General features: G+C 73.1%; 17 protein-coding genes and 2 pseudogenes. 11 read left to right on the forward strand and 8 right to left on the reverse strand.

Going from position 1 to position 18,901, the window contains the following annotated elements:
• Nucleotides 1-258: 258 nt before the first annotated feature.
• From ccrA to pssA, 7 genes are all read left to right on the forward strand, one after another.
• Nucleotides 259-1,677: a crotonyl-CoA carboxylase/reductase gene (ccrA, locus tag FB457_RS08515; RefSeq protein ID WP_145781399.1), complete on the forward strand. Its 1,419-nt coding sequence runs from the start codon at nt 259-261 to the stop codon at nt 1,675-1,677.
• Entirely contained in the window at nt 1,677-3,698 is a 2,022-nt protein-coding gene (locus FB457_RS08520; protein WP_047018786.1) for a protein meaA, read from the forward strand. The genes ccrA and FB457_RS08520 overlap by 1 nt, the downstream gene beginning before the upstream one ends.
• A 217-nt stretch (nt 3,699-3,915) precedes the next feature.
• Nucleotides 3,916-4,890: an HpcH/HpaI aldolase/citrate lyase family protein gene (locus tag FB457_RS08525; RefSeq protein WP_047018785.1), complete on the forward strand. Its 975-nt coding sequence runs from the start codon at nt 3,916-3,918 to the stop codon at nt 4,888-4,890.
• A 1-nt stretch (nt 4,891) separates the two neighbouring features.
• Nucleotides 4,892-5,410: a MaoC family dehydratase gene (locus FB457_RS08530; protein ID WP_047018784.1), complete on the forward strand. Its 519-nt coding sequence runs from the start codon at nt 4,892-4,894 to the stop codon at nt 5,408-5,410.
• Nucleotides 5,410-6,627: an acyl-CoA dehydrogenase family protein gene (locus tag FB457_RS08535; RefSeq protein ID WP_047018783.1), complete on the forward strand. Its 1,218-nt coding sequence runs from the start codon at nt 5,410-5,412 to the stop codon at nt 6,625-6,627. The genes FB457_RS08530 and FB457_RS08535 overlap by 1 nt, the downstream gene beginning before the upstream one ends.
• A 166-nt stretch (nt 6,628-6,793) precedes the next feature.
• Complete coding sequence (locus tag FB457_RS08540; RefSeq protein WP_047018782.1) at nt 6,794-7,447, forward strand: phosphatidylserine decarboxylase; 654 nt, start codon at nt 6,794-6,796, stop codon at nt 7,445-7,447.
• Nucleotides 7,434-8,282: a CDP-diacylglycerol--serine O-phosphatidyltransferase gene (pssA, locus tag FB457_RS08545; protein ID WP_078898493.1), complete on the forward strand. Its 849-nt coding sequence runs from the start codon at nt 7,434-7,436 to the stop codon at nt 8,280-8,282. Before FB457_RS08540 ends, pssA begins: the two co-directional genes overlap by 14 nt.
• 131 nt (nt 8,283-8,413) lie before the next feature.
• Here the strand turns inward: pssA and FB457_RS35970 are convergent.
• A pseudogene (locus FB457_RS35970) lies at nt 8,414-8,539 on the reverse strand (carbohydrate-binding protein); the annotation flags it as partial.
• Between the two features lie 23 nt (nt 8,540-8,562).
• Between FB457_RS35970 and FB457_RS08555 the strand changes: the two are divergent.
• The 3 genes and pseudogenes from FB457_RS08555 to FB457_RS35980 all read left to right on the forward strand — a co-directional run.
• A pseudogene (locus FB457_RS08555) lies at nt 8,563-8,856 on the forward strand (short-chain dehydrogenase); the annotation flags it as partial.
• Between the two features lie 20 nt (nt 8,857-8,876).
• Nucleotides 8,877-9,278 carry a thioredoxin domain-containing protein gene (locus FB457_RS35975; RefSeq protein WP_486588980.1) on the forward strand — a complete coding sequence of 134 codons (402 nt, stop codon included), beginning with the start codon at nt 8,877-8,879 and terminating at the stop codon, nt 9,276-9,278.
• Nucleotides 9,194-9,517, forward strand: coding sequence for a thioredoxin domain-containing protein (locus FB457_RS35980; protein ID WP_486588976.1), 324 nt, complete (start codon nt 9,194-9,196; stop codon nt 9,515-9,517). Before FB457_RS35975 ends, FB457_RS35980 begins: the two co-directional genes overlap by 85 nt.
• Nucleotides 9,518-9,571: 54 nt before the next feature.
• Here the strand turns inward: FB457_RS35980 and FB457_RS08565 are convergent, their stop codons facing one another.
• The 5 genes from FB457_RS08565 to FB457_RS08585 form a co-directional block, all read right to left on the reverse strand.
• Complete coding sequence (locus tag FB457_RS08565) at nt 9,572-10,708, reverse strand: glycerate kinase (protein WP_047020484.1); 1,137 nt, start codon at nt 10,706-10,708, stop codon at nt 9,572-9,574.
• 157 nt (nt 10,709-10,865) lie between these two features.
• Entirely contained in the window at nt 10,866-11,351 is a 486-nt protein-coding gene (locus FB457_RS08570) for a methylated-DNA--[protein]-cysteine S-methyltransferase (protein WP_047018781.1), read from the reverse strand.
• 5 nt (nt 11,352-11,356) lie between these two features.
• Nucleotides 11,357-12,880, reverse strand: coding sequence for an AlkA N-terminal domain-containing protein (locus FB457_RS08575; RefSeq protein WP_047018780.1), 1,524 nt, complete (start codon nt 12,878-12,880; stop codon nt 11,357-11,359).
• A 97-nt stretch (nt 12,881-12,977) separates the two neighbouring features.
• Nucleotides 12,978-14,393, reverse strand: coding sequence for a phytoene desaturase family protein (locus FB457_RS08580; RefSeq protein ID WP_145781401.1), 1,416 nt, complete (start codon nt 14,391-14,393; stop codon nt 12,978-12,980).
• Between the two features lie 88 nt (nt 14,394-14,481).
• Nucleotides 14,482-15,342 (reverse strand): inositol monophosphatase family protein, encoded by an 861-nt coding sequence (locus FB457_RS08585; RefSeq protein WP_047018778.1) that lies wholly within the window; start codon nt 15,340-15,342, stop codon nt 14,482-14,484.
• 245 nt (nt 15,343-15,587) lie between these two features.
• Between FB457_RS08585 and FB457_RS08590 the strand changes: the two genes are divergently transcribed.
• Nucleotides 15,588-16,331 carry a Sir2 family NAD-dependent protein deacetylase gene (locus FB457_RS08590; protein ID WP_145781403.1) on the forward strand — a complete coding sequence of 248 codons (744 nt, stop codon included), beginning with the start codon at nt 15,588-15,590 and terminating at the stop codon, nt 16,329-16,331.
• Here FB457_RS08590 and FB457_RS08595 read toward each other — a convergent pair.
• Entirely contained in the window at nt 16,294-17,859 is a 1,566-nt protein-coding gene (locus tag FB457_RS08595) for an NCS1 family nucleobase:cation symporter-1 (protein WP_047018776.1), read from the reverse strand. The two genes, FB457_RS08590 and FB457_RS08595, sit on opposite strands and share 38 nt — an antisense overlap.
• A 9-nt stretch (nt 17,860-17,868) precedes the next feature.
• Complete coding sequence (locus tag FB457_RS08600) at nt 17,869-18,888, reverse strand: TIGR03842 family LLM class F420-dependent oxidoreductase (protein ID WP_047018775.1); 1,020 nt, start codon at nt 18,886-18,888, stop codon at nt 17,869-17,871.
• Nucleotides 18,889-18,901 lie beyond the last annotated feature (13 nt).

Here is an 18,901-nt window from a genome sequence, read left to right on the forward strand (position 1 = left end):
CACCGAGTGTCTTGCAGCTTGGCACGGCGTGCCATACGGTACGGGATACCCGGGTGACCGGCGCACGACTTCGAGCGCGCGCCGGCTGTCCCCGCGAGCCCCGGCTCGCGCGCCCGGTCCGCGCCTCGTCACAGGCGCCGGGGCGCCACCGCGCCCGTACCACGCACACCGGCCGCACCGCCGGAGCCGAACCGCCGCCCAGCTCTCACCCCCGACGTCCCTCAAGCGTCCCCGACACGCTTCGCCGGAGGCAGCACCATGAACGAGATACTCGCCGCGATTCAGGCACCCGACAGCACCGCCGCCGACTTCGCCTCCCTGCCCCTGCCCGAGTCCTACCGGGCGGTGACGGTGCACAAGGACGAGACGGAGATGTTCGAAGGGCTCACCACCCGGCAGAAGGACCCGCGCAAGTCGCTCCACCTGGACGAGGTGCCGGTGCCGGAACTCGGCCCCGGCGAGGCCCTGGTGGCGGTCATGGCCAGCTCCGTGAACTACAACTCGGTCTGGACGTCGATCTTCGAGCCGCTGTCCACCTTCGCCTTCCTGGAGCGCTACGGCCGCCTCTCCCCCCTCGCCAGGCGCCACGACCTGCCGTACCACGTCATCGGCTCCGACCTCGCCGGCGTGGTGCTGCGCACCGGACCCGGCGTCGTCGCCTGGCGTCCCGGCGACGAGGTGGTGGCGCACTGCCTGTCGGTGGAGCTGGAGAGCGCCGACGGCCACGACGACACGATGCTCGACCCCGAGCAGCGCATCTGGGGCTTCGAGACCAACTTCGGCGGCCTGGCGGAGATCGCGCTGGTGAAGTCCAACCAGCTCATGCCCAAGCCGGACCACCTGTCCTGGGAGGAGGCCGCCGCCCCCGGGCTGGTCAACTCCACCGCGTACCGCCAGCTCGTCTCCCGCAACGGCGCCGCCATGAAGCAGGGCGACAACGTGCTCATCTGGGGCGCGAGCGGCGGACTCGGCTCGTACGCCACGCAGTTCGCGCTCGCCGGCGGCGCCACGCCCATCTGCGTGGTCTCCAGCCCCGAGAAGGCGGAGATCTGCCGCCGGATGGGCGCCGAGGCGATCATCGACCGGCGCGGCGAGGACTACCGCTTCTGGCGCGACGAGCACGAGCAGGACCCGCGCGAGTGGAAGCGCTTCGGCGCGCGCATCCGCGAGCTGACCGGCGGCGAGGACGTCGACATCGTCTTCGAGCACCCCGGCAGGGAGACCTTCGGCGCCTCCGTCTACGTCACCCGCCGCGGCGGCACCATCGTCACCTGCGCGTCGACCTCCGGCTTCGTGCACGAGTACGACAACCGCTACCTGTGGATGTCGCTGAAGCGGATCATCGGCTCACACTTCGCCAACTACCGCGAGGCGTGGGAGGCCAACCGCCTCGTCGACAAGGGCCGGATCCACCCCACCCTGTCGAGGACCTATCCGCTGGCCGAGACCGGCCAGGCGGCGTACGACGTCCACCGCAACCTGCACCAGGGCAAGGTCGGCGTGCTCTGCCTCGCCCCCGCCGAGGGCCTGGGCGTGCGGGACGAGGAGAAGCGTGCGGCGCACATCGACGCGATCAACCTCTTCCGCGGCGACCCCGCGCCTGGGAGGCAACCGGCCGCGGCACCCGGCCGCCCGGGTGTGCGGGAGCGGGCCGTCGAGCACGCAGGGAACGTGTGATGGCGGCCAAGGACCGGCCCTGGCTGATGCGCACCTACGCGGGCCACTCCACCGCCGAGGCGTCCAACGAGCTGTACCGGCGCAACCTCGCCAAGGGCCAGACCGGCCTGTCCGTCGCCTTCGACCTGCCGACCCAGACCGGCTACGACCCCGACCACGTGCTGGCCCGCGGCGAGGTCGGCCGCGTCGGCGTGCCCGTCTCGCACCTCGGCGACATGCGCCGCCTCTTCGCGGGCATCCCGCTGGAGCGCACGAACACCTCCATGACCATCAACGCCACCGCGATGTGGCTGCTGGCGCTCTACCAGGTGGTCGCGGAGGAGCAGGGCCTGGACGAGGCGGGCGTCGCGAAGCTCGCGGGCACCACCCAGAACGACATCGTCAAGGAGTACCTCTCCCGCGGCACGTACGTCTTCCCGCCCGGCCCCTCGCTGCGGCTGACCACCGACACCATCGCGTACACCGTCGGGAAGATGCCGAAGTGGAACCCCATCAACATCTGCAGCTACCACCTCCAGGAGGCGGGCGCGACGCCCGTGCAGGAGATCGCGTACGCGATGGCCACCGCGACCGCCGTCCTGGACGCGGTCCGCGACTCCGGCCAGGTGCCTCCGGAGAAGCTGGGCGACGTCGTCGGCCGGATCTCCTTCTTCGTCAACGCCGGGGTCCGGTTCGTCGAGGAGATGTGCAAGATGCGGGCGTTCACCCGCATCTGGGACACCCTCACCCGCGAGCGCTACGGCATCGAGGACCCCCGGCAGCGCCGCTTCCGCTACGGCGTGCAGGTCAACTCCCTCGGCCTGACCGAGGCGCAGCCGGAGAACAACGTCCAGCGCATCGTGCTGGAGATGCTGGCCGTGACGCTGTCGAAGGACGCCCGCGCCCGCGCCGTGCAGTTGCCCGCCTGGAACGAGGCGCTGGGCCTGCCGCGCCCGTGGGACCAGCAGTGGAGCCTGCGCATCCAGCAGGTGCTGGCCTACGAGAGCGACCTGCTGGAGCACCCCGACCTCTTCGACGGCAGCCACGTGGTGGAGGCGCGGGTGGCCGGACTGGTCGAGGGCGCGACCGCCGAGATGGCGCACATCGAGCGGCTGGGCGGTGCCGTCGCGGCGGTGGAGTCCGGCTATCTCAAGGCGCGGCTCGTGGCCTCGCACGCCGAGCGGCGGGCCCGGATCGAGTCGGGCGAGGAGAAGATCGTCGGCGTCAACTGCCATACGGAGACCGAGCCCAGCCCGCTCACCGCGGACCTGGACGCCGCGATCATGACCGTCGACCCGGACGTGGAGGCGCGGGTCGTCGCCGCGATGCACGAGTGGCGGCTCTCCCGCGACGAGCCGCGCGTGCAGCGCGCGCTGACGGCGCTGAAGGCCGCCGCGGCGGGTACGGCCAACCTGATGCCCGCCTCCCTGGAGTGCGCCCGCGCCGGCGCCACCACCGGCGAGTGGGCCTGGGCGCTGCGCGACGTCTTCGGCGAGTTCCGCGCCCCCACGGGCGTCGGCGGCGCGCCGGTCGCCGTCCCGGCGGCGGAGACGGGCGGCGAGGCCGCGCTCACCGCCGTACGGTACCGGGCCGCGGCCACCGCCGCGGAACTGGGCAGCGGCCGGCTGCGGCTGCTGGTCGGCAAGCCGGGTCTCGACGGGCACAGCAACGGCGCCGAGCAGATCGCCGTACGCGCCAGGGACGCCGGCTTCGAGGTCGTCTACCAGGGCATCCGGCTGACGCCGGAGCAGATCGCGGCCGCCGCGGTCGCCGAGGACGTGCACTGCGTCGGCCTGTCCATCCTCTCCGGCTCGCACGCGGAACTCGTCCCCGACGTCCTGGACCTGCTGCGCCGGGCGGGCGCGGGCGACGTGCCCGTGGTCGTCGGCGGCATCATCCCGGCCGCGGACGCCGAGGCGCTGCGCGCCGCGGGGGTGGCGGCCGTGTTCACCCCGAAGGACTTCGGAATCACGCAGATCATCGGCCGTATCGTCGACGAGATCAGACTGGCGAACAAGCTGGACCAGGAGGTCCCCGCATGAGCCCCGCCCCCAGGCGGCGACGGCACCCCCGCGCCGTCGCACCGAAGCCAGGCCACGGGCTGAGGGGAAGGGCCCGGGAACGGACGGCGGACCTGGTTTGCCGTGGCCCGGAGGACACCTGCGCACCGGCAGCACAACCGTACGCGCCCCGCGCAGCGGGCTTTCGTATCGTCGACGAGATCCGACTGGCGAACAAGCCGGACCAGGAGGTCCCCGCATGAGCCCCGCCCCCACCCCGTCCGACCGGCTGCGGCCGCGGCGTTCCTGCCTCGCCGTTCCGGGGTCCAGCCCCCGGTTCCTGGAGAAGGCCCAGGGGCTCCCCGTCGACCAGGTGTTCCTGGACCTGGAGGACGCCTGCGCGCCGCTCGCGAAGCCCGACGCGCGGCACACCATCGTGACGTTCCTCAACGAGGGCGACTGGAGCGGCAAGACGCGGGTGGTGCGGGTCAACGACTGGACCACGCACTGGACGTACCGCGACGTCATCACCGTCGTCGAGGGCGCCGGGCCGAACCTGGACTGCCTCATGCTGCCGAAGGTCCAGGACGCCGAGCAGATCACCGCGCTCGACCTGCTGCTCACCCAGATCGAGAAGACGATGGGCTTCGAGGTCGGCCGCATCGGCATCGAGGCGCAGATCGAGAACGCCAGGGGGCTGGTGAACGTCGACGCCATCGCCGCCGCCTCGCCCCGGCTGGAGACCATCGTCTTCGGGCCCGCCGACTTCATGGCGTCGATCAACATGAAGTCCCTGGTCGTCGGCCGGCAGCCGCCCGGCTACCCGGCCGACGCCTACCACTACATCCTCATGCGCATCCTCATGGCCGCCCGCAGCCACGACCTCCAGGCCATCGACGGCCCGTACCTCCAGATCCGCGACGTCGACGGCTTCCGCGAGGTCGCGGGACGCGCCGCCGCGCTCGGCTTCGACGGCAAGTGGGTGCTGCACCCGGGCCAGGTCGAGGCCGCCAACGAGGTCTTCTCGCCGTCCCAGGAGGACTACGACCACGCCGAGCTGATCCTCGACGCGTACGAGTACCACACGTCGGACGAGGGCGGCAGGAAGGGCTCCGCGATGCTCGGCGACGAGATGATCGACGAGGCGAGCCGCAAGATGGCCCTCGTCATCTCGGGCAAGGGCCGCGCCGCCGGCATGACCCGCACCACCGCCTTCACCCCGCCGGAGGGCTGACATGCAGTTCGGACGCACCTACGAGGAGTTCGAGCCGGGCGCGGTGTACAAGCACTGGCCGGGCAAGACCGTCACCGAGTACGACGACCACCTCTTCTGCCTGCTGACCATGAACCACCACCCGCTGCACCTCGACGCGCACTACGCGGGCGAGGCCACCGACTTCGGCCGCAACGTCGTCGTCGGCAACTACGTGTACTCACTGCTGCTCGGCATGTCCGTGCCGGACGTCTCCGGCAAGGCGATCGCCAACCTGGAGGTCGAGTCGCTGAAGCACGTGGCGCCCACCTTCCACGGGGACACGGTCTACGGCGAGACGACCGTGCTGGACAAGTGGCCGTCGAAGTCGAAGGACGACCGCGGCATCGTGCAGGTCGAGACCCGCGGCCACAAACAGGACGGCACCCTGGTCTGCGTCTTCCGGCGCAAGGTGATGGTGCCCACGGAGGCGTACGTCCGGGAGCGCGGCGGCGAGCAGCCGGGCCGTCCGGAGCCGGCCGGGCGCGGCGGGGAGCGGTGATGGGACGGCTGGCGCAGACGGAGGGACTGACGGAGGTCCAGCGCGAGATCGTCGCCACGGTCCGCGGCTTCGTCGACAAGGAGATCCTGCCGGTGGCCACCGGCCTGGAGCACCGCGACGAGTATCCCGCGCAGATCGTCGAGGGCCTGAAGGAACTGGGCATTTTCGGCCTCATGATCCCGGAGGAGTACGGCGGTCTCGGCGAGTCGCTCCTCACCTACGCGCTGTGCGTGGAGGAGATCGCCCGCGGCTGGATGAGCGTGTCGGGGATCATCAACACGCACTTCATCGTGGCCTACATGATCAAGCAGCACGGCACCCGGGAGCAGCGGGAGCACTTCCTGCCGCTGATGGCGGCCGGTGAGGTGCGCGGCGCGTTCTCGATGTCGGAGCCCGGGCTCGGCTCCGACGTCGCGGCGATCAAGTCCAAGGGCGTACGGGACGGGGAGAGCGGCGACTACCTGCTCACCGGCCAGAAGATGTGGCTCACCAACGGCGGCACGTCGTCGCTGGTCGCGGTCCTCTGCCGGACGGACGAGGGGCTGGGTCCCGAGGCCCCCGCGCACCGGTCGATGACGACGTTCCTGGTGGAGAAGGAGCCGGGCTTCGGCACCGTGAAGCCGGGGCTGACCATCCCCGGCAAGATCGACAAGATGGGCTACAAGGGCGTCGACACCACCGAGCTGATCATGGACGGGCTGCGCGTCCCCGCCGACCGGGTGCTCGGCGGCCCCGAGGGGGCGGGCCGGGGCTTCTACCAGATGATGGACGGGGTGGAGGTGGGCCGCGTGAACGTCGCGGCGCGCGGCTGCGGCGTCGCGCAGCGCGCCTTCGAGCTCGGCGTCGGCTACGCACAGCAGCGGCACGCCTTCGGCCGGCAGATCGCCCGCCACCAGGCGATCCAGTTCAAACTGGCCGAGATGGCCACCAAGGTCGAGGCGGCGCATGCGATGATGGTGCGAGCGGCACGCAAAAAGGACACCGGAGAACGTAACGACCTAGAGGCGGGAATGGCCAAATATCTCGCTTCCGAGTACTGCAAGGAAGTCGTGGAAGACGCGTTCCGCATCCACGGCGGCTACGGCTTCTCCAAGGAGTACGAGATCGAGCGCCTCTACCGGGAGGCGCCGATGCTTCTCATTGGCGAAGGCACCGCCGAGATCCAGAAAATGATCATTGGACGGCGACTGCTCGAGGAGTACGGGTCCCAGGGTTGAAGGAGTGCTTCAGGGGCAGGCGGCAGGGATGACGTGGCAGCCGGTCACGGGCCCCCGCGGGCGAAAGCTCGCTTCGGCTTGCCGAGTTGCCGGTGCCAACCGATAGCATCCCCGACAAGCCGCCGTCCCCCATCACCGCGGCCCCCTCCCGCTACGAAGGTCAAACATGCCCCACAGCCCAGATAACGTTCCGCGCCGCCGGATCCGCCTGGCGCGCGGCGCATCGCCGTGGCTCCTGCCGACCTTGGCCACCGCCGCCGTCACCGCCGTCCGCGCCCGCCGCAGCGGCCGCTGGCCCGACCGGCTGGCCGCCGTGCCCCCCGCCGCGCTGGCGGCGGGCATGCTGTGGTTCTTCCGCGACCCCGACCGCGAGATCGCCGAGGGCCGGGTCATCTCCCCCGCGGACGGCGTGGTGCAGAGCATCATGCCGTGGCCCGACGGCCGCACCCGGGTCGCGATCTTCATGAGCCCGCTGAACGTGCACGTGAACCGCGCGCCGCTGGCCGGCACCGTCCGCTCCGTGGAGCACGTCCCGGGCGGCTACGTCCCGGCGTTCAACAAGGAGAGCGAGAACAACGAGCGTGTCGTGTGGCACCTGGACACCGAGCTCGGCGACGTCGAGATGGTCCAGATCGCCGGCGCGGTCGCCCGCCGCATCGTGCCGTACGTGACCGGCGGCACCAAGGTCGAGCAGGGCGAGCGGGTCGGGCTGATCCGCTTCGGCTCCCGCGTCGACGTGTACCTGCCGCAGGGCATCGCCCCCGGCGTGGACGTCGGCCAGGCCACCACGGCGGGGGTGACGCGCCTTGACCGTGATTGATCCGGAGACGAAGGCCGGCTGGGTCCCCGAGGTCGACGAGGACGACGACGACATGCCGCTGTCCACGCGGCTGTCGATCGCCGACACCCTCACCCTGGCCAACGCGACCTGCGGCTTCCTCGCCGTCTACTTCACCACCACCGGTGTGCTGGTCCCGCACCTGGCGGGCGAGGACGCCGGCGGCATCGCCCGGCACAGCGCCGCCACCGCCGTGATCCTCATGCTGCTCGCCTCGGTCTTCGACCTCTTCGACGGCCTGGTGGCACGCAAGCTGCGCAGCTCGGCGATGGGCGCGGAGCTGGACAACCTCTCCGACCTGATCAGCTTCGGGCTGGCGCCCGCGTACTTCGTGCTGGTCTACGGCATGGTCGCCGACGACGCGCACCAGCGGGTCTCCACGGTGGCCGCGGTCGCGGTGGTGCTGGCGGTGGTGCTGCGGCTTGCCCGGTTCTCCTGCGTCACCGTGCGGGACGGCGTCTTCCAGGGCATGCCGAGCCCCTTCGGGGCACTGACGGTGATCTCGGTGGTGCTGCTGGAGCTGCCGTTCGTGCCGACGCTGCTGGCGATCGTCGGGGTGGCCTGGCTGATGGTGAGCCGCGTGGAGTACCCCAAGCCGCGCGGCCGGCTCGCGGTGGCCACGCTCGTGTGGATCTTCATCAGCATGACCTGCCTGGGCGCGTGGGCGTTCGACGCGCCGAACGGGCAGTTGCTCCTCCAGACCGGTTGCGCGCTGCAGATCGTGACGGCCGCGACCATCCCGCTGTTCGCCACCGCCCGCCGGGTGAACACCTTCCGCGTCGGCCGCCGCGAGGCGCGCGCCGCCGCGCAGGGCTGAGCAGGGCCGCACAGGGCGCACCCGCGGGGCCGCGGGCGCCCGTAGCGTACGAGAACGACCGCACCGCCGCGCCCGGGGGAATCGCTCCCCCGGGCGCGGCGGCTTTCCGGCCTGCCCGCCCTGGATCGGGGTCAGACGGGCTGCCAGAGCGCGGTGACGTTCGGCGGCTCCCAGCCGGGCAGGGCCGGGTGGGGCTGGAGGCAGCGGTAGCCACGGCCGCCGTACGTGACGGTGTCACCGGCCCGGTAGGAGGTGCCGGCCGCCCAGGTGCCGGGTCCCGGCCGTCGCCGGGGACCCGCCCGCCCACACCTCGTCCGTGCCCGTGTCGCTCCCTGCCCTGTCGTACGGCTCCTCCACGGCCGCGCTGAACATGGTCACCGTGCAGTACGCCCGTGCTCTCCCGCACCTCCGGATCAACGCCGTCGACCGCGGCCTGACCGCGACCGACTTCAACGGCCACGCCGGAAGCCGGACGGTCGCCGAGGGCGCCGAGATCATCGTGCGCAGGGCCACCGCCGGACCCGGCGGCCCCACCGGCGGCTACTTCTCGGCCGCCGGCCCGCTCCCCTGGTGACCACCCCGAAAGGACCGGCCATGCCCAGCCGAGTACGCCGTGCCGAGATCGCTCTGGACCTTGCCTGCGTCCGTTGCTACCTCGGCTTCACCCGCCTCACCCGGGCCGCCCGCCGCCATCGCGCCGGCGGCGACGGCGGGGTCGACATCGTCATTCGCCCCTTCCAGGCCGAGCCCGGGGCGCCGTCCGCCGGTGAGCCGCTGTTCGAGGTGTGGAGGCGGACCCGGGGCGAGGCGTTCGTGCGGCAGGTCGCCTCGGACACCTCGTTCGGCGTGGCGGACGGCCTGGATCTCCGCTTCTCCCGTGCCTTGTTCACAACACCTTCGGGGCGCACCGGCTGGTCGCCCGCGCGGCCGGGCAAGGGCTCGGCGAGCGGATGGCGGAGCGGATGTTCCGGGCGTACTTCACCGACGGGCTGCTGATCTCCGACCGCACCACCTTGGCCCTGCTCTCCGCCGAGGCCGGGGTGGTGGCGGCCGCCGGCACCGGCGGCACCGCCGACGCCGACGAGTTGCGCGCGGAACTCGGCCGTGTCCGCGCGCTCGGCGTCCACGTCGACTCTCTGCCCTATGTCCGCTTCGGTGACGGGACGGTCCTCGAAGGCGCGCAGCCGGAGGATGCCTACCGCGCGGCGCTGACCGCGCTCACGCCGGCCGGATGACGTTCCGGGGGCCGGGGCGCAGGCCCGGGTTCGGGGAGGGGCGGATGCGGGGGGTCACCCCGCTTCCACGTAGTCGCGGGCCAGGGTCTCCGCCACCGACTCCAGCAGCGGGCCCGCGTTGCGCATCGAGCGGTCCACGTCCGGTTCCACCGCCGAGAGCGCGTACGCCCGCTCGATCCCCGCCCCCCGCAGCGCCGCATCGTCGATCGACAGGCCCCCGCACACCGCCACCACCCGCTTCCCCGCCGCGCGCGCCGCCGCCGCCACGCCCGCCGGGGCCTTGCCGTGCAGCGTCTGGCGGTCCAGCGAGCCCTCCCCCGTGATCACGAGGTCCGCCCGCGCGACCGCCGCCTCGAAGCCCAGGACGTCGAGCAGCACCTCGATCCCGGGCCGGAAGACCGCGCCGAGGCCGATCAGTGCCCCGTACCCGATGCCTCCCGCCGCCCCCGCGCCCGGCTCCCGCGCCAGCGCGGCAGCCCGCGGCCCCACGGCCTCTTCCAGCACCCGCACGTAGTGCGTCAGCGCAGCGTCCAGCGCCTCGACGTCCGCCGCGCTCGCGCCCTTCTGCGGGCCGTAGACCGCCGGTGCTCCGGCCGGGCCGGTGAGCGGGTTGTCGACGTCGCTGGCGAGGATCAGCTCCACGGACGCGAACCGCGGGTCGATCCCGCTCAGGTCCGCCCGGGCGAGATCCGCCAGCGGTCCGCCCCCGGGGGCCACCGGCGTCCCCTCCGCGTCGAGGAAGACCCCGCCCAGCGCCGCGAGCATGCCCGCGCCGCCGTCCGTGGTCGCGCTGCCGCCGACGCCGAAGACGATGCTCCGGGCCCCGGCGTCGAGCGCCGCGCGCAGGAGTTCGCCGCTGCCGTACGTGGTGGCGGTGCGCGGCGCGAAGAGGCCGGGCGGCAGCAGTTGCAGCCCGGACGCCTCGGCCATCTCGACGACGGCGGTGCCGTCGCGCAGCGCGTACGCCGCGGTGACGGGTTCGCCGAGCGGCCCCGTGACCCGCGCCTCGCGGCGCTCGAAGCCGGCCGCCAGCGCCGCGGCCACCGTGCCGTCGCCGCCGTCCGCGACGGGCAGGGCCTCGACGGCGAGGCCGGGCGCGACCTTCCGCAGTCCCGCGGTCACCCGCTGGGCGACTTCTTCCGCGGTGAGGGAGCCCTTGAACTTGTCGGCCGCGATCAGCACCCGGGTCACCGATCCGTGCGTCACTTGCCACCCCTCGCTCTGGTCCTGGTCACGCCGGTGCGACCCTATCCGCAAGCCCTCCGGATCGCCCATCGGGCCCGGGGCCGGCGACAGCGCCGGCCCCGGGCCCGTACGGCAACGGCCGCGGCCACGGCGGCAGGGGCTCTCAGCCCTCCCGCCGCTCCAGCGCGAGCAACTGCTTCTTGCGGTCGATCCCGCCCCCGTATCCGGTGAGGCTGCCGTTGGCGCCGACGACGCGGTGGCAGGGGACGATGATCCCGACCGGGTTGCGCCCGTTGGCCATGCCGACGGCGCGGGAGGCGGCGGGGTTGCCGACGCGCTCGGCGAGTTCGCCGTAGGAGATCGTCTCGCCGTACGGGATCTGCCGCAGTTGCTCCCACACCCGCTGCTGGAACGGCGTGCCGGCCAGGTGCAGCGGCAGGTCGAAGTCGGTGCGCTCGCCCGCGAAGTACGCCGTGAGCTGCGCGGCCGCCGCCGCGAACGGCGGGTCGCCGGGGTCGGCGGGGGTGCCGAAGGTCTCCTCGGCGGGGCGATGGCGCTGGTCGGTCATGTAGAGCCCGGTGAGGCTGTCGTCCTCGGCGACGAGGGTGAGGGGTCCTACGGGGCTGTCGAGGGTGGTATGGGTGCGCATGTCCTTCACTCCGTGGGCATCAGGTTGATCGGGTGGTCGCCGGCGGGCGGCGCCGCCCAGAGGTACTGCACGGCGTACGCCCGCCAGGGCCGCCAGGCGGCGGAGTGCCGGACGAGGGCCGCGGGGCTGCCGGGCAGGCCGAGTCCGGCGGCGGCCTTGCGGACGCCGAGGTCGGTGGCCGGGAAGGCGTCGGGGTCGCCGAGGGCCCGCATGGCGACGACCTCGACGGTCCAGGGGCCGATGCCGGGCAGCTCGGCGAGCCGGTGGCGGGCCTGCTCCCAGTCGCTGCCGCCGCCGAGGTCGAGATCGCCGGCGGCCAGGGCGGCGACGAGCGCGGTGAGGGTGGTGCGCCTGGACCGCGGCATGGCCAGGGCGGCCGGATCGAGTCCGGCGAGGGCGCCGGGCTCGGGGAATAGGTGGGTGAGGCCGCCTTCCGCATCCTCGATCTCCGTCCCGTACGCGGTGACCAGCCGGCCCGCGTGGGTGCGGGCGGCGGCGGTGGAGACCTGCTGGCCGAGGACGGCCCGTACGGCGAACTCGGCGCCGTCCGTGGTGCGCGGCACGCGCCGTCCGGGCGCCTTGGCGATCAGCTCGGCGAGCTGGGGGTCGCGGGCGAGCTGCTCGTCGACGGCGGCGGGGTCGGCGTCGAGGTCGAGCAGCCGGCGGCAGCGGCTGATGGCGATGGCCAGGTCGCGCTGGTCGGTGAGGGCGAGGCGCGCGGCGATGTGATCGGGCCTGGGCGTGAGCGAGGCGATGCCGTGCCCGTACGGGAGCCGCAGCGTCCGCCGGTACGCGCCGCCGCGCCACTCCTCGACGCCGGGGACGGCGGTGGCGACGAGGTGGCCGAAGAGGTTGTCGGGGGTGAGCGGCTGCCGGAAGGGCAGCCGGAGGCCGATGACGCCGGGGGCACCGCCGCCGGTGCCGGTCGCGCCGGCGGTACCGCCGGTGCCGGCACCGGCGCGGCTGCGGGCGGCGCGGCGGCGCAGCTCGGTGGGGGCGAGGGCGAAGACCTCCTGGACGGTGTCGTTGAAGGTGCGGATGGAGGAGAAGCCCGCGGCGAAGGCGATGTCGCCCATGGGCAGCGGGGAGGTCTCGATGAGGACGCGCGCGGTCTGGGCGCGCTGGGCGCGGGCGAGCGCGAGCGGTCCCGCGCCCAGCTCGGCGCGGAGCTGGCGCTCGATCTGGCGGGTGCTGTAGCCGAGCCGGGCGGCGAGCCCCTCCACGCCGTCGCGGTCGACGACGCCGTCGGCGATGAGCCGCATGGCACGCGCGGTGAGGTCGGCCCGGTGGTTCCACTCCGGGGAGCCGGGGCTGGTGTCGGGGCGGCACCGCTTGCAGGCGCGGAAGCCGGCCTGCTGGGCGGCGGCGGCGCTGGCGTAGAACCGCATGTTCTGCGGCTTCGGCGGGACGACGGGGCAACTGGGCCGGCAGTAGATGCCGGTGGTCAGCACCCCGGTGAAGAACCAGCCGTCGAAGCGGGCGTCCTTGGACTGGACGGCCCGTACGCAGCGCTCCGTATCGGTGAACATGTCACCAGCGTCGTCCACCGCGAGGGTGAAAGCTAGCGAGAATCCGACATGACGGTGCGGTGCCGGTACGGCCCCGCCGGCCCGGGAGCGCCGCCCGTCAGCGGGACCGCGTCAGCGTGCGGAAGACCGCGCGGGCGGCGTTGTGGCCCCCCATCCCGTGCACGCCGGGCCCCGGGTACGTGGACGAGGAGCACAGGAAGACGCGGGGGTGGACCGTGGCCCACGGCACCCGGGCGAGCCGGGGGCGCATGAGGGTCTGCATGCCGGAGAAGGCTCCGGAGGCGATGTCGCCGCCGACGTAGTTGGCGTTGCGCGCGGCCAGTTGCGGCGGTCCCGCGGTGGCGCGGGCCAGCACCAGGTCGCGGAAGCCGGGCGCGAAGCGCTCCAACTGCCGCTCGATGGCCTCGGTGGCGTCGCCCTCCCAGCCGTTGGGCACGTGCCCGTAGACCCAGAAGGTGTGCTTGCCCTCGGGCGCCCGGGTGGGGTCGGCGATGGTGGGCTGGCAGGAGATGAGGAACGGCACGGCGGGCGCGACGCCGTTCACGGCGGCGTCGAGGGCCGCGCCGATCTCACCCTCGGTGGGTCCGACGTGCACCGTCGTGGCGCGCCGCGCCTCCTCGGAGGTCCACGGCGTGGGCCCGTCCAGGGCGTAGTCGATCTTGAAGACGGAGGGCCCGTAGCGGAAGCCGTCGTACGCGCCGCCGAGCCCGGCGATGCGTGCCAGCGCGGTCGGGGTGGTGTCGAAGACGTACGCGCGCGCCGGCGGCAGCTCGTCCAGCCGCTTCACCTCGATCCCGGTGTGGATCTCGCCGCCCAGCTCGCGCAGGTACGCCGCGAGCGCGTCGGAGATGGCCTGCGAGCCGCCGCGGGCCACCGGCCAGCCGACGGCGTGCCCGGCGAGCGCGAACGTCAGCGCCATGGCCGCGGTGATCGGCGTGTGCAGCGGCGCGATCGCGTGCGCGGCGAGGCCGGCGATCATGCCTCGGGCGTGCACGCCCTGGAAGCGGCGGTTCAGCAGCGAGGCGGGCATGGCGAGCTGGCCGAGCCGCAGCAGGGTGACCGGGTCGCGGGGCACGGAGCGCAGCGAGGCGGTGAAGAAGTCCCACGACAGCGTCTCCCACTTCCCGAGGAACGGCTCGACGAGCCGCCGGTAGACGCCGGCGTCGCGGGTGCCGAGCGAGGTCGCCGTCTCGCCCACGGAGCGGGAGAGCACGGCCGCGGAACCGTCGGGGAACGGGTGGGCCATGGGCAGTTCGCTGTGCACCCAGGCCAAGCCGTGCTCGGCCAGCGGGAGCTCACGGAAGACCGGGGAGCCGATGCCGAAGGGGTGGGCGGCGGAGCAGGGGTCGTGCCTAAAGCCCGGCAGGGTCAGCTCGGTGGTGCTCGCCCCGCCGCCGATGGAGTCGCGGGCCTCGAAGACCTCGACCGTGAAGCCGCGTCGGGCGAGTTCGACGGCGGCGGTCAGCCCGTTGGGCCCCGCGCCTACGACCACCACGTCGACCAGCGTCGTCATCCGCCTCGCCACTCCCGTCGTCGCTGACTGGGGTCGGGGCTCTTCCGATGGAACGTCCCGGCCGGCCCGATCCGGCAGAGCGCCCACCCTAGGGTCCCGCCCCGGGTACGCCCCGGCCCGGTCCGGCCAGCAGGGCCAGGATATGCCGTGCCGTTTCCGCGTCCCGCGCCGCGGTGAACGGAAGCGCGTTGCCGCCGGCCACCCGGAACGGCTCCCCCGCGACCGTACCGCTGGCGCCGCCCGCCTCGGCGACGAGCAGCAGGCCCGCGGCGTGGTCCCAGGGCTTCTCCCAGGAGAACGCCACGGCGTCGATCTCGCCACGGGCCACGGACAGGTAGTCGTGGCCGGCGGAGCCGCAGGGCCGGGCCCGTACCCCGGGAACGTCGAGGCGGGCGAGCGCCCGCTTCTCGGCGTCGGTGGTGAAGTCGTGGTGGGAGACCGCGACGTGGAGCTCCTGCCCGGGCTCGGGCACGCCGGAGCGCAGTTCCTCGCCGCCGACGAGGTGCGCGCCGCCGCCTCGGCGGGCGACGGCCATGAGGTCCTTCGCCGGCAGGTACGTCCAGGAGGCCAGCACCTCGCCGCGGTGGGCGAGCGCGACGAGCATGCAGAAACCGGGCTCGCCGCGGACGAACTGCCGGGTGCCGTCGACCGGGTCCACGATCCACACCGGCGCGTCCTCGCGCAGCGCGGCGAGCCGCCCGCGGTCGGCGTGCGTCCCCTCCTCGCCGACGAGCACGGACCCGGGCAGCAGCGCGGTGAGGCTGCGCTCCAGGTGCACCTCGGCGTTCCGGTCGGCGACGGTGACCAGGTCGTGGGGTCCGTCCTTCTGCACGATCTCGTCGGCGCGGAGCTGGCGGAAGCGGGGCATGACCTCCTCGGCCGCCGCCTTGCGCAGGGCGTCCTCGACGCGGTCGAGGGCGTCGGCGGAGGCCAGGAAGTCGTCGATCATATGTCCATCGAACCATGCGGGGACCCTGGACACGGAAGAGGGGGGAATACGTGATTCCGTAGATTGCTGGAGAATCTTGACCAAAAGGGTCGGGTCCGCCCTCACCGGCCGGGGGCCCGCCGCGGCGGGGACGAGGGACAGCGTCCCGTTCGGGCGGTCATCGAGCCGGATCGAGCCGAAGGGCGGCTTCGCGAACGAGGAAAAGCCGTGGCGCGACCGGGGGCGGGCGCCCGTACCCTGTCCGCATGTCTGCGACGACGGAGAGCACGGGGCGGCGCCCTCTCGTGGCGATCCTCAGCGGCGCCGGCATCTCCACGGACTCCGGCATCCCCGACTACCGCGGCCCGAACGGGGTCTGGCGCCGGGACCCGGAGGCGCAGAAGCTCGTCACCTACGACTACTACATGGCGGACCCGGAGATCCGGCGGCGCTCCTGGCAGATGCGACGCGCCAACCGCACGCTCCTCGCCGAGCCCAACGCGGCGCATCTGGCCATCGCGGATCTGGAGCGCGCCGGTGTGCCGGTGCGGGTCCTCACGCAGAACGTGGACGGACTGCACCAGCGCGCCGGGATGCCGGACCGCAAGGTCCTGGAACTGCACGGCTCCGCCCGGAGCTTCGTGTGCACGAACTGCGCCGCCCGCGGGCCGATGGCGGACGCCCTGGCCCGGGTCGAGGCCGGCGAGGCCGACCCGCCGTGCCTGGAGTGCGGCGGCATCCTCAAGTCCGCCACCGTGATGTTCGGCGAACGGCTCGACCCCGCCGTCCTGGGCGAGGCCGCGGCCATCGCCGAGGCGTGCGAGGTCTTCCTCGCCGTCGGCACCAGCCTCCAGGTCCGGCCCGCCGCCGGCCTGGCCGGACTCGCCGCCGACCACGGCGCCCGCCTGATCGTCGTCAACGCCGAGCCGACCCCGTACGACACCCGCGCGGCGGAGGTCGTCCGCGAGCCGATCAGCGAGGCCCTGCCGCCCCTGCTGGCCCGGCTGTGACCGCCTTGCCGCGCGTCCCCGCCATCAGCGCCGTGTAGAGGATCAGCGACGTCCCGAGGCCCACCGCCCAGCCGTAGTCCGCCAGGGGTTTCAGGAAGGGGATCAGGCCGTCCTCCGGGTACGGGCCGGAGGCGCCCGCGTCCGTGTGGGAGCCGCCGACGGCCAGCAGGCCGCCGACCGCGAAGGCCAGGACGCCGCGCCAGTTCCAGCCGCCCGCGTACCAGTACGCGCCGTCGCGGCGGTACAGGTCGGGCAGTGCGAGTGCGGTGCGGCGGACGAGCCAGTAGTCGGCGATCAGGACGCCGGCGACCGCGCCGAGCAGGCCGCCGTAGGTGCCGAGCCAGACGAAGATGTAGATGTCCGGGTTGGCGATCAGCTCCCAGGGGAACATCAGCATGCCCGCGGCGCAGGCGATCAGCGATCCGGTGCGGAAGCTGATGGCCTTCGGCGCCAGGTTCGACAGGTCGTACGCCGGACTGACCAGGTTGGCCGCGACGTTCGTCGTCAGGGTGGCGAGCAGGATGACGAACAGGGCGAAGGCGACGCCCAGTTTGGTGTCCATGCGCGCGGCCAGCTCCGCCGGCTCCCAGATCGGCTTGCCGTAGACCGCCTGCGAGCCCGAGGTGACCAGCACGGACAGCAGCGCGAACGCGGCCATCGTGGTGGGCAGTCCGAGTGACTGGCCCCAGATCTGCGCGCGCTGGCCGGCGCCGAAGCGCGTGAAGTCCGGGATGTTCAGTGACAGCGTCGACCAGAAGCCGATCATGCCCATGAGGGCGGGGAAGAACACCTTCCAGAACTCGGTGCCCCAGCCCAGCTCGGACGGCTCGTCCAGCAGCGGGCCGAAGCCGCCGGCCTGGTCGGCGATCCAGATGAGCAGGGCGACCGCGCCCGCGAGCATCAGGGGCGCGGCCCAGTTCTCCAGCTTCTTCACCCCCTCCATGCCGAAGAGGATGATGCCGACCTCGACCAGCCAGAACAGCACGAAGCACAGCCACTGCGGCCACGGATAGCCGCCCCACGAGCCGGCCTCGGCCCACCAGCTCCCGGCCCCGCTGATCTTCCCGCCCAGGAAGTAGATCGCCTGGCCGCCGATCCACGTCTGGATGCCGAACCAGGCGCAGGCGACGACGCCGCGCAGCAGCGCAGGCAGGTTGGCGCCGACCACGCCGAACGACGAGCGGGCCAGGACGGGGAAGGGTATCCCGTACTTCGGTCCCGCGTGGCCGGTCAGCAGCATCGGCAGCAGCACGATGACGTTCGCCAGGGCGATGGTGAGGACGGCCTGCTTCCAGTCCATGCCCAGCGCGATGAGGCCGGCGGCGAGCGTCCAGGTCGGCACGTTGACCGCCATGCCGATCCACAGCGCGGCGAAGTTGTACGTGGTCCAGGTCCGCCGCGCGGCCGGGACGGGGAGCAGGTCGCCGTTGGCGTAGCGGCTTCCGGCCAGGTCGTCGGAGGGTGCGAGCTCCACCCTGCCGTCGGCGGGCTCCTGCGGGTAGGGCGGTGACGCGGCGTCGGCAACCATGGTTCCCCCTCAGGCCAGCGCCGGGATGACGTACTTCCCGTACGCGTCGATGGTGGACTCCTTCGCGTCGTGCATCGCGTAGATCGCGAACTGGTGCACGCCCAGCTCCCGCAGCCGGCGCAGCTTCTCCAGGTGCGCCTCGACCGGGCCCAGGATGCAGAAGCGGTCCACGATGTCGTCGGGTACGAAGTCGGTGGACGGGTTTCCGGCGCGGCCGTGATGGGAGTAGTCGTAGCCCTGGCGCTGCTTGACGTACGCCGTGAGCGCCTCGGGGACGACGTCGGAGTGCTCGCCGTAGCGGTCGACCAGGTCGGCGACGTGGTTGCCGACCATGCCGCCGAACCAGCGGCACTGCTCGCGCGCGTGCGCCAGCGCCTCGGGGGTGCCGTCCGTGACGTACGCGGGGGCGGCGACGCAGATCGTCAGGTCGTCCGGGTCGCGGCCCGCCTGGGCGGCGGCGGTGCGGACGGCCTTGACCATGAACTCGGTGAGGTAGATGTCCGAGAGCTGGAGGATGAAGCCGTCCGCGACCTGCCCGGCGAGCGCCAGCGCCTTCGGCCCGTACGCCGCCATCCACACCGGGAGCCGGCCGTTCTCGACCCACGGCAGCCGCAGCGTCGTGCCGGACTCGCGGTCGACGACGGCCTCGCGGCCCTCGGCGAGGTCGCGGATGACGCGGATGGCGTCGCCGAGGCGCGCCAGGGTGTTGGGCGGGCGGCCGGCGACGCGCATGGCGGAGTCGCCGCGGCCGATGCCGCAGACGGTGCGGTTGCCGTACATCTCGTTGAGGGTGGCGAAGGCGGAGGCGGTGACCTCCCAGGTACGGGTGCCCGGGTTGGTGACCATGGGGCCGACGGTGAGCCGGTCGGTGTGCTCGAGGATGCGGCTGTAGATGACGTACGGCTCCTGCCACAGGACGGTGGAGTCGAACGTCCAGCCGTAGCGGAAGCCGTTGTTCTCCGCGCGGCGCATGAGGCCGACGACGGCGGATGCGGGCGGATCTGTCTGCAGCACGAGTCCGAAATCCACTTCGGCCCCCTTG

This window comes from Streptomyces sp. CNZ287 (genome assembly GCF_007827615.1).

Excerpts from the sequence above, each read along its gene's own strand:
- FB457_RS08580 (WP_145781401.1), bottom strand. The coding sequence starts at position 14,393 with ATGACGACGCTGGTCGACGTGGTGGTCGTAGGCGCGGGGCCCAACGGG.
- FB457_RS35975 (WP_486588980.1), top strand. The coding sequence starts at position 8,877 with ATGCCCAGCCGAGTACGCCGTGCCGAGATCGCTCTGGACCTTGCCTGC.
- FB457_RS08585 (WP_047018778.1), bottom strand. The coding sequence starts at position 15,342 with ATGATCGACGACTTCCTGGCCTCCGCCGACGCCCTCGACCGCGTCGAG.
- FB457_RS08575 (WP_047018780.1), bottom strand. The coding sequence starts at position 12,880 with ATGTTCACCGATACGGAGCGCTGCGTACGGGCCGTCCAGTCCAAGGAC.
- FB457_RS08525 (WP_047018785.1), top strand. The coding sequence starts at position 3,916 with ATGAGCCCCGCCCCCACCCCGTCCGACCGGCTGCGGCCGCGGCGTTCC.
- FB457_RS08530 (WP_047018784.1), top strand. The coding sequence starts at position 4,892 with ATGCAGTTCGGACGCACCTACGAGGAGTTCGAGCCGGGCGCGGTGTAC.
- FB457_RS08535 (WP_047018783.1), top strand. The coding sequence starts at position 5,410 with ATGGGACGGCTGGCGCAGACGGAGGGACTGACGGAGGTCCAGCGCGAG.
- FB457_RS08540 (WP_047018782.1), top strand. The coding sequence starts at position 6,794 with ATGCCCCACAGCCCAGATAACGTTCCGCGCCGCCGGATCCGCCTGGCG.
- FB457_RS08570 (WP_047018781.1), bottom strand. The coding sequence starts at position 11,351 with ATGCGCACCCATACCACCCTCGACAGCCCCGTAGGACCCCTCACCCTC.
- ccrA (WP_145781399.1), top strand. The coding sequence starts at position 259 with ATGAACGAGATACTCGCCGCGATTCAGGCACCCGACAGCACCGCCGCC.
- FB457_RS08520 (WP_047018786.1), top strand. The coding sequence starts at position 1,677 with ATGGCGGCCAAGGACCGGCCCTGGCTGATGCGCACCTACGCGGGCCAC.
- FB457_RS08590 (WP_145781403.1), top strand. The coding sequence starts at position 15,588 with ATGTCTGCGACGACGGAGAGCACGGGGCGGCGCCCTCTCGTGGCGATC.
- FB457_RS08595 (WP_047018776.1), bottom strand. The coding sequence starts at position 17,859 with ATGGTTGCCGACGCCGCGTCACCGCCCTACCCGCAGGAGCCCGCCGAC.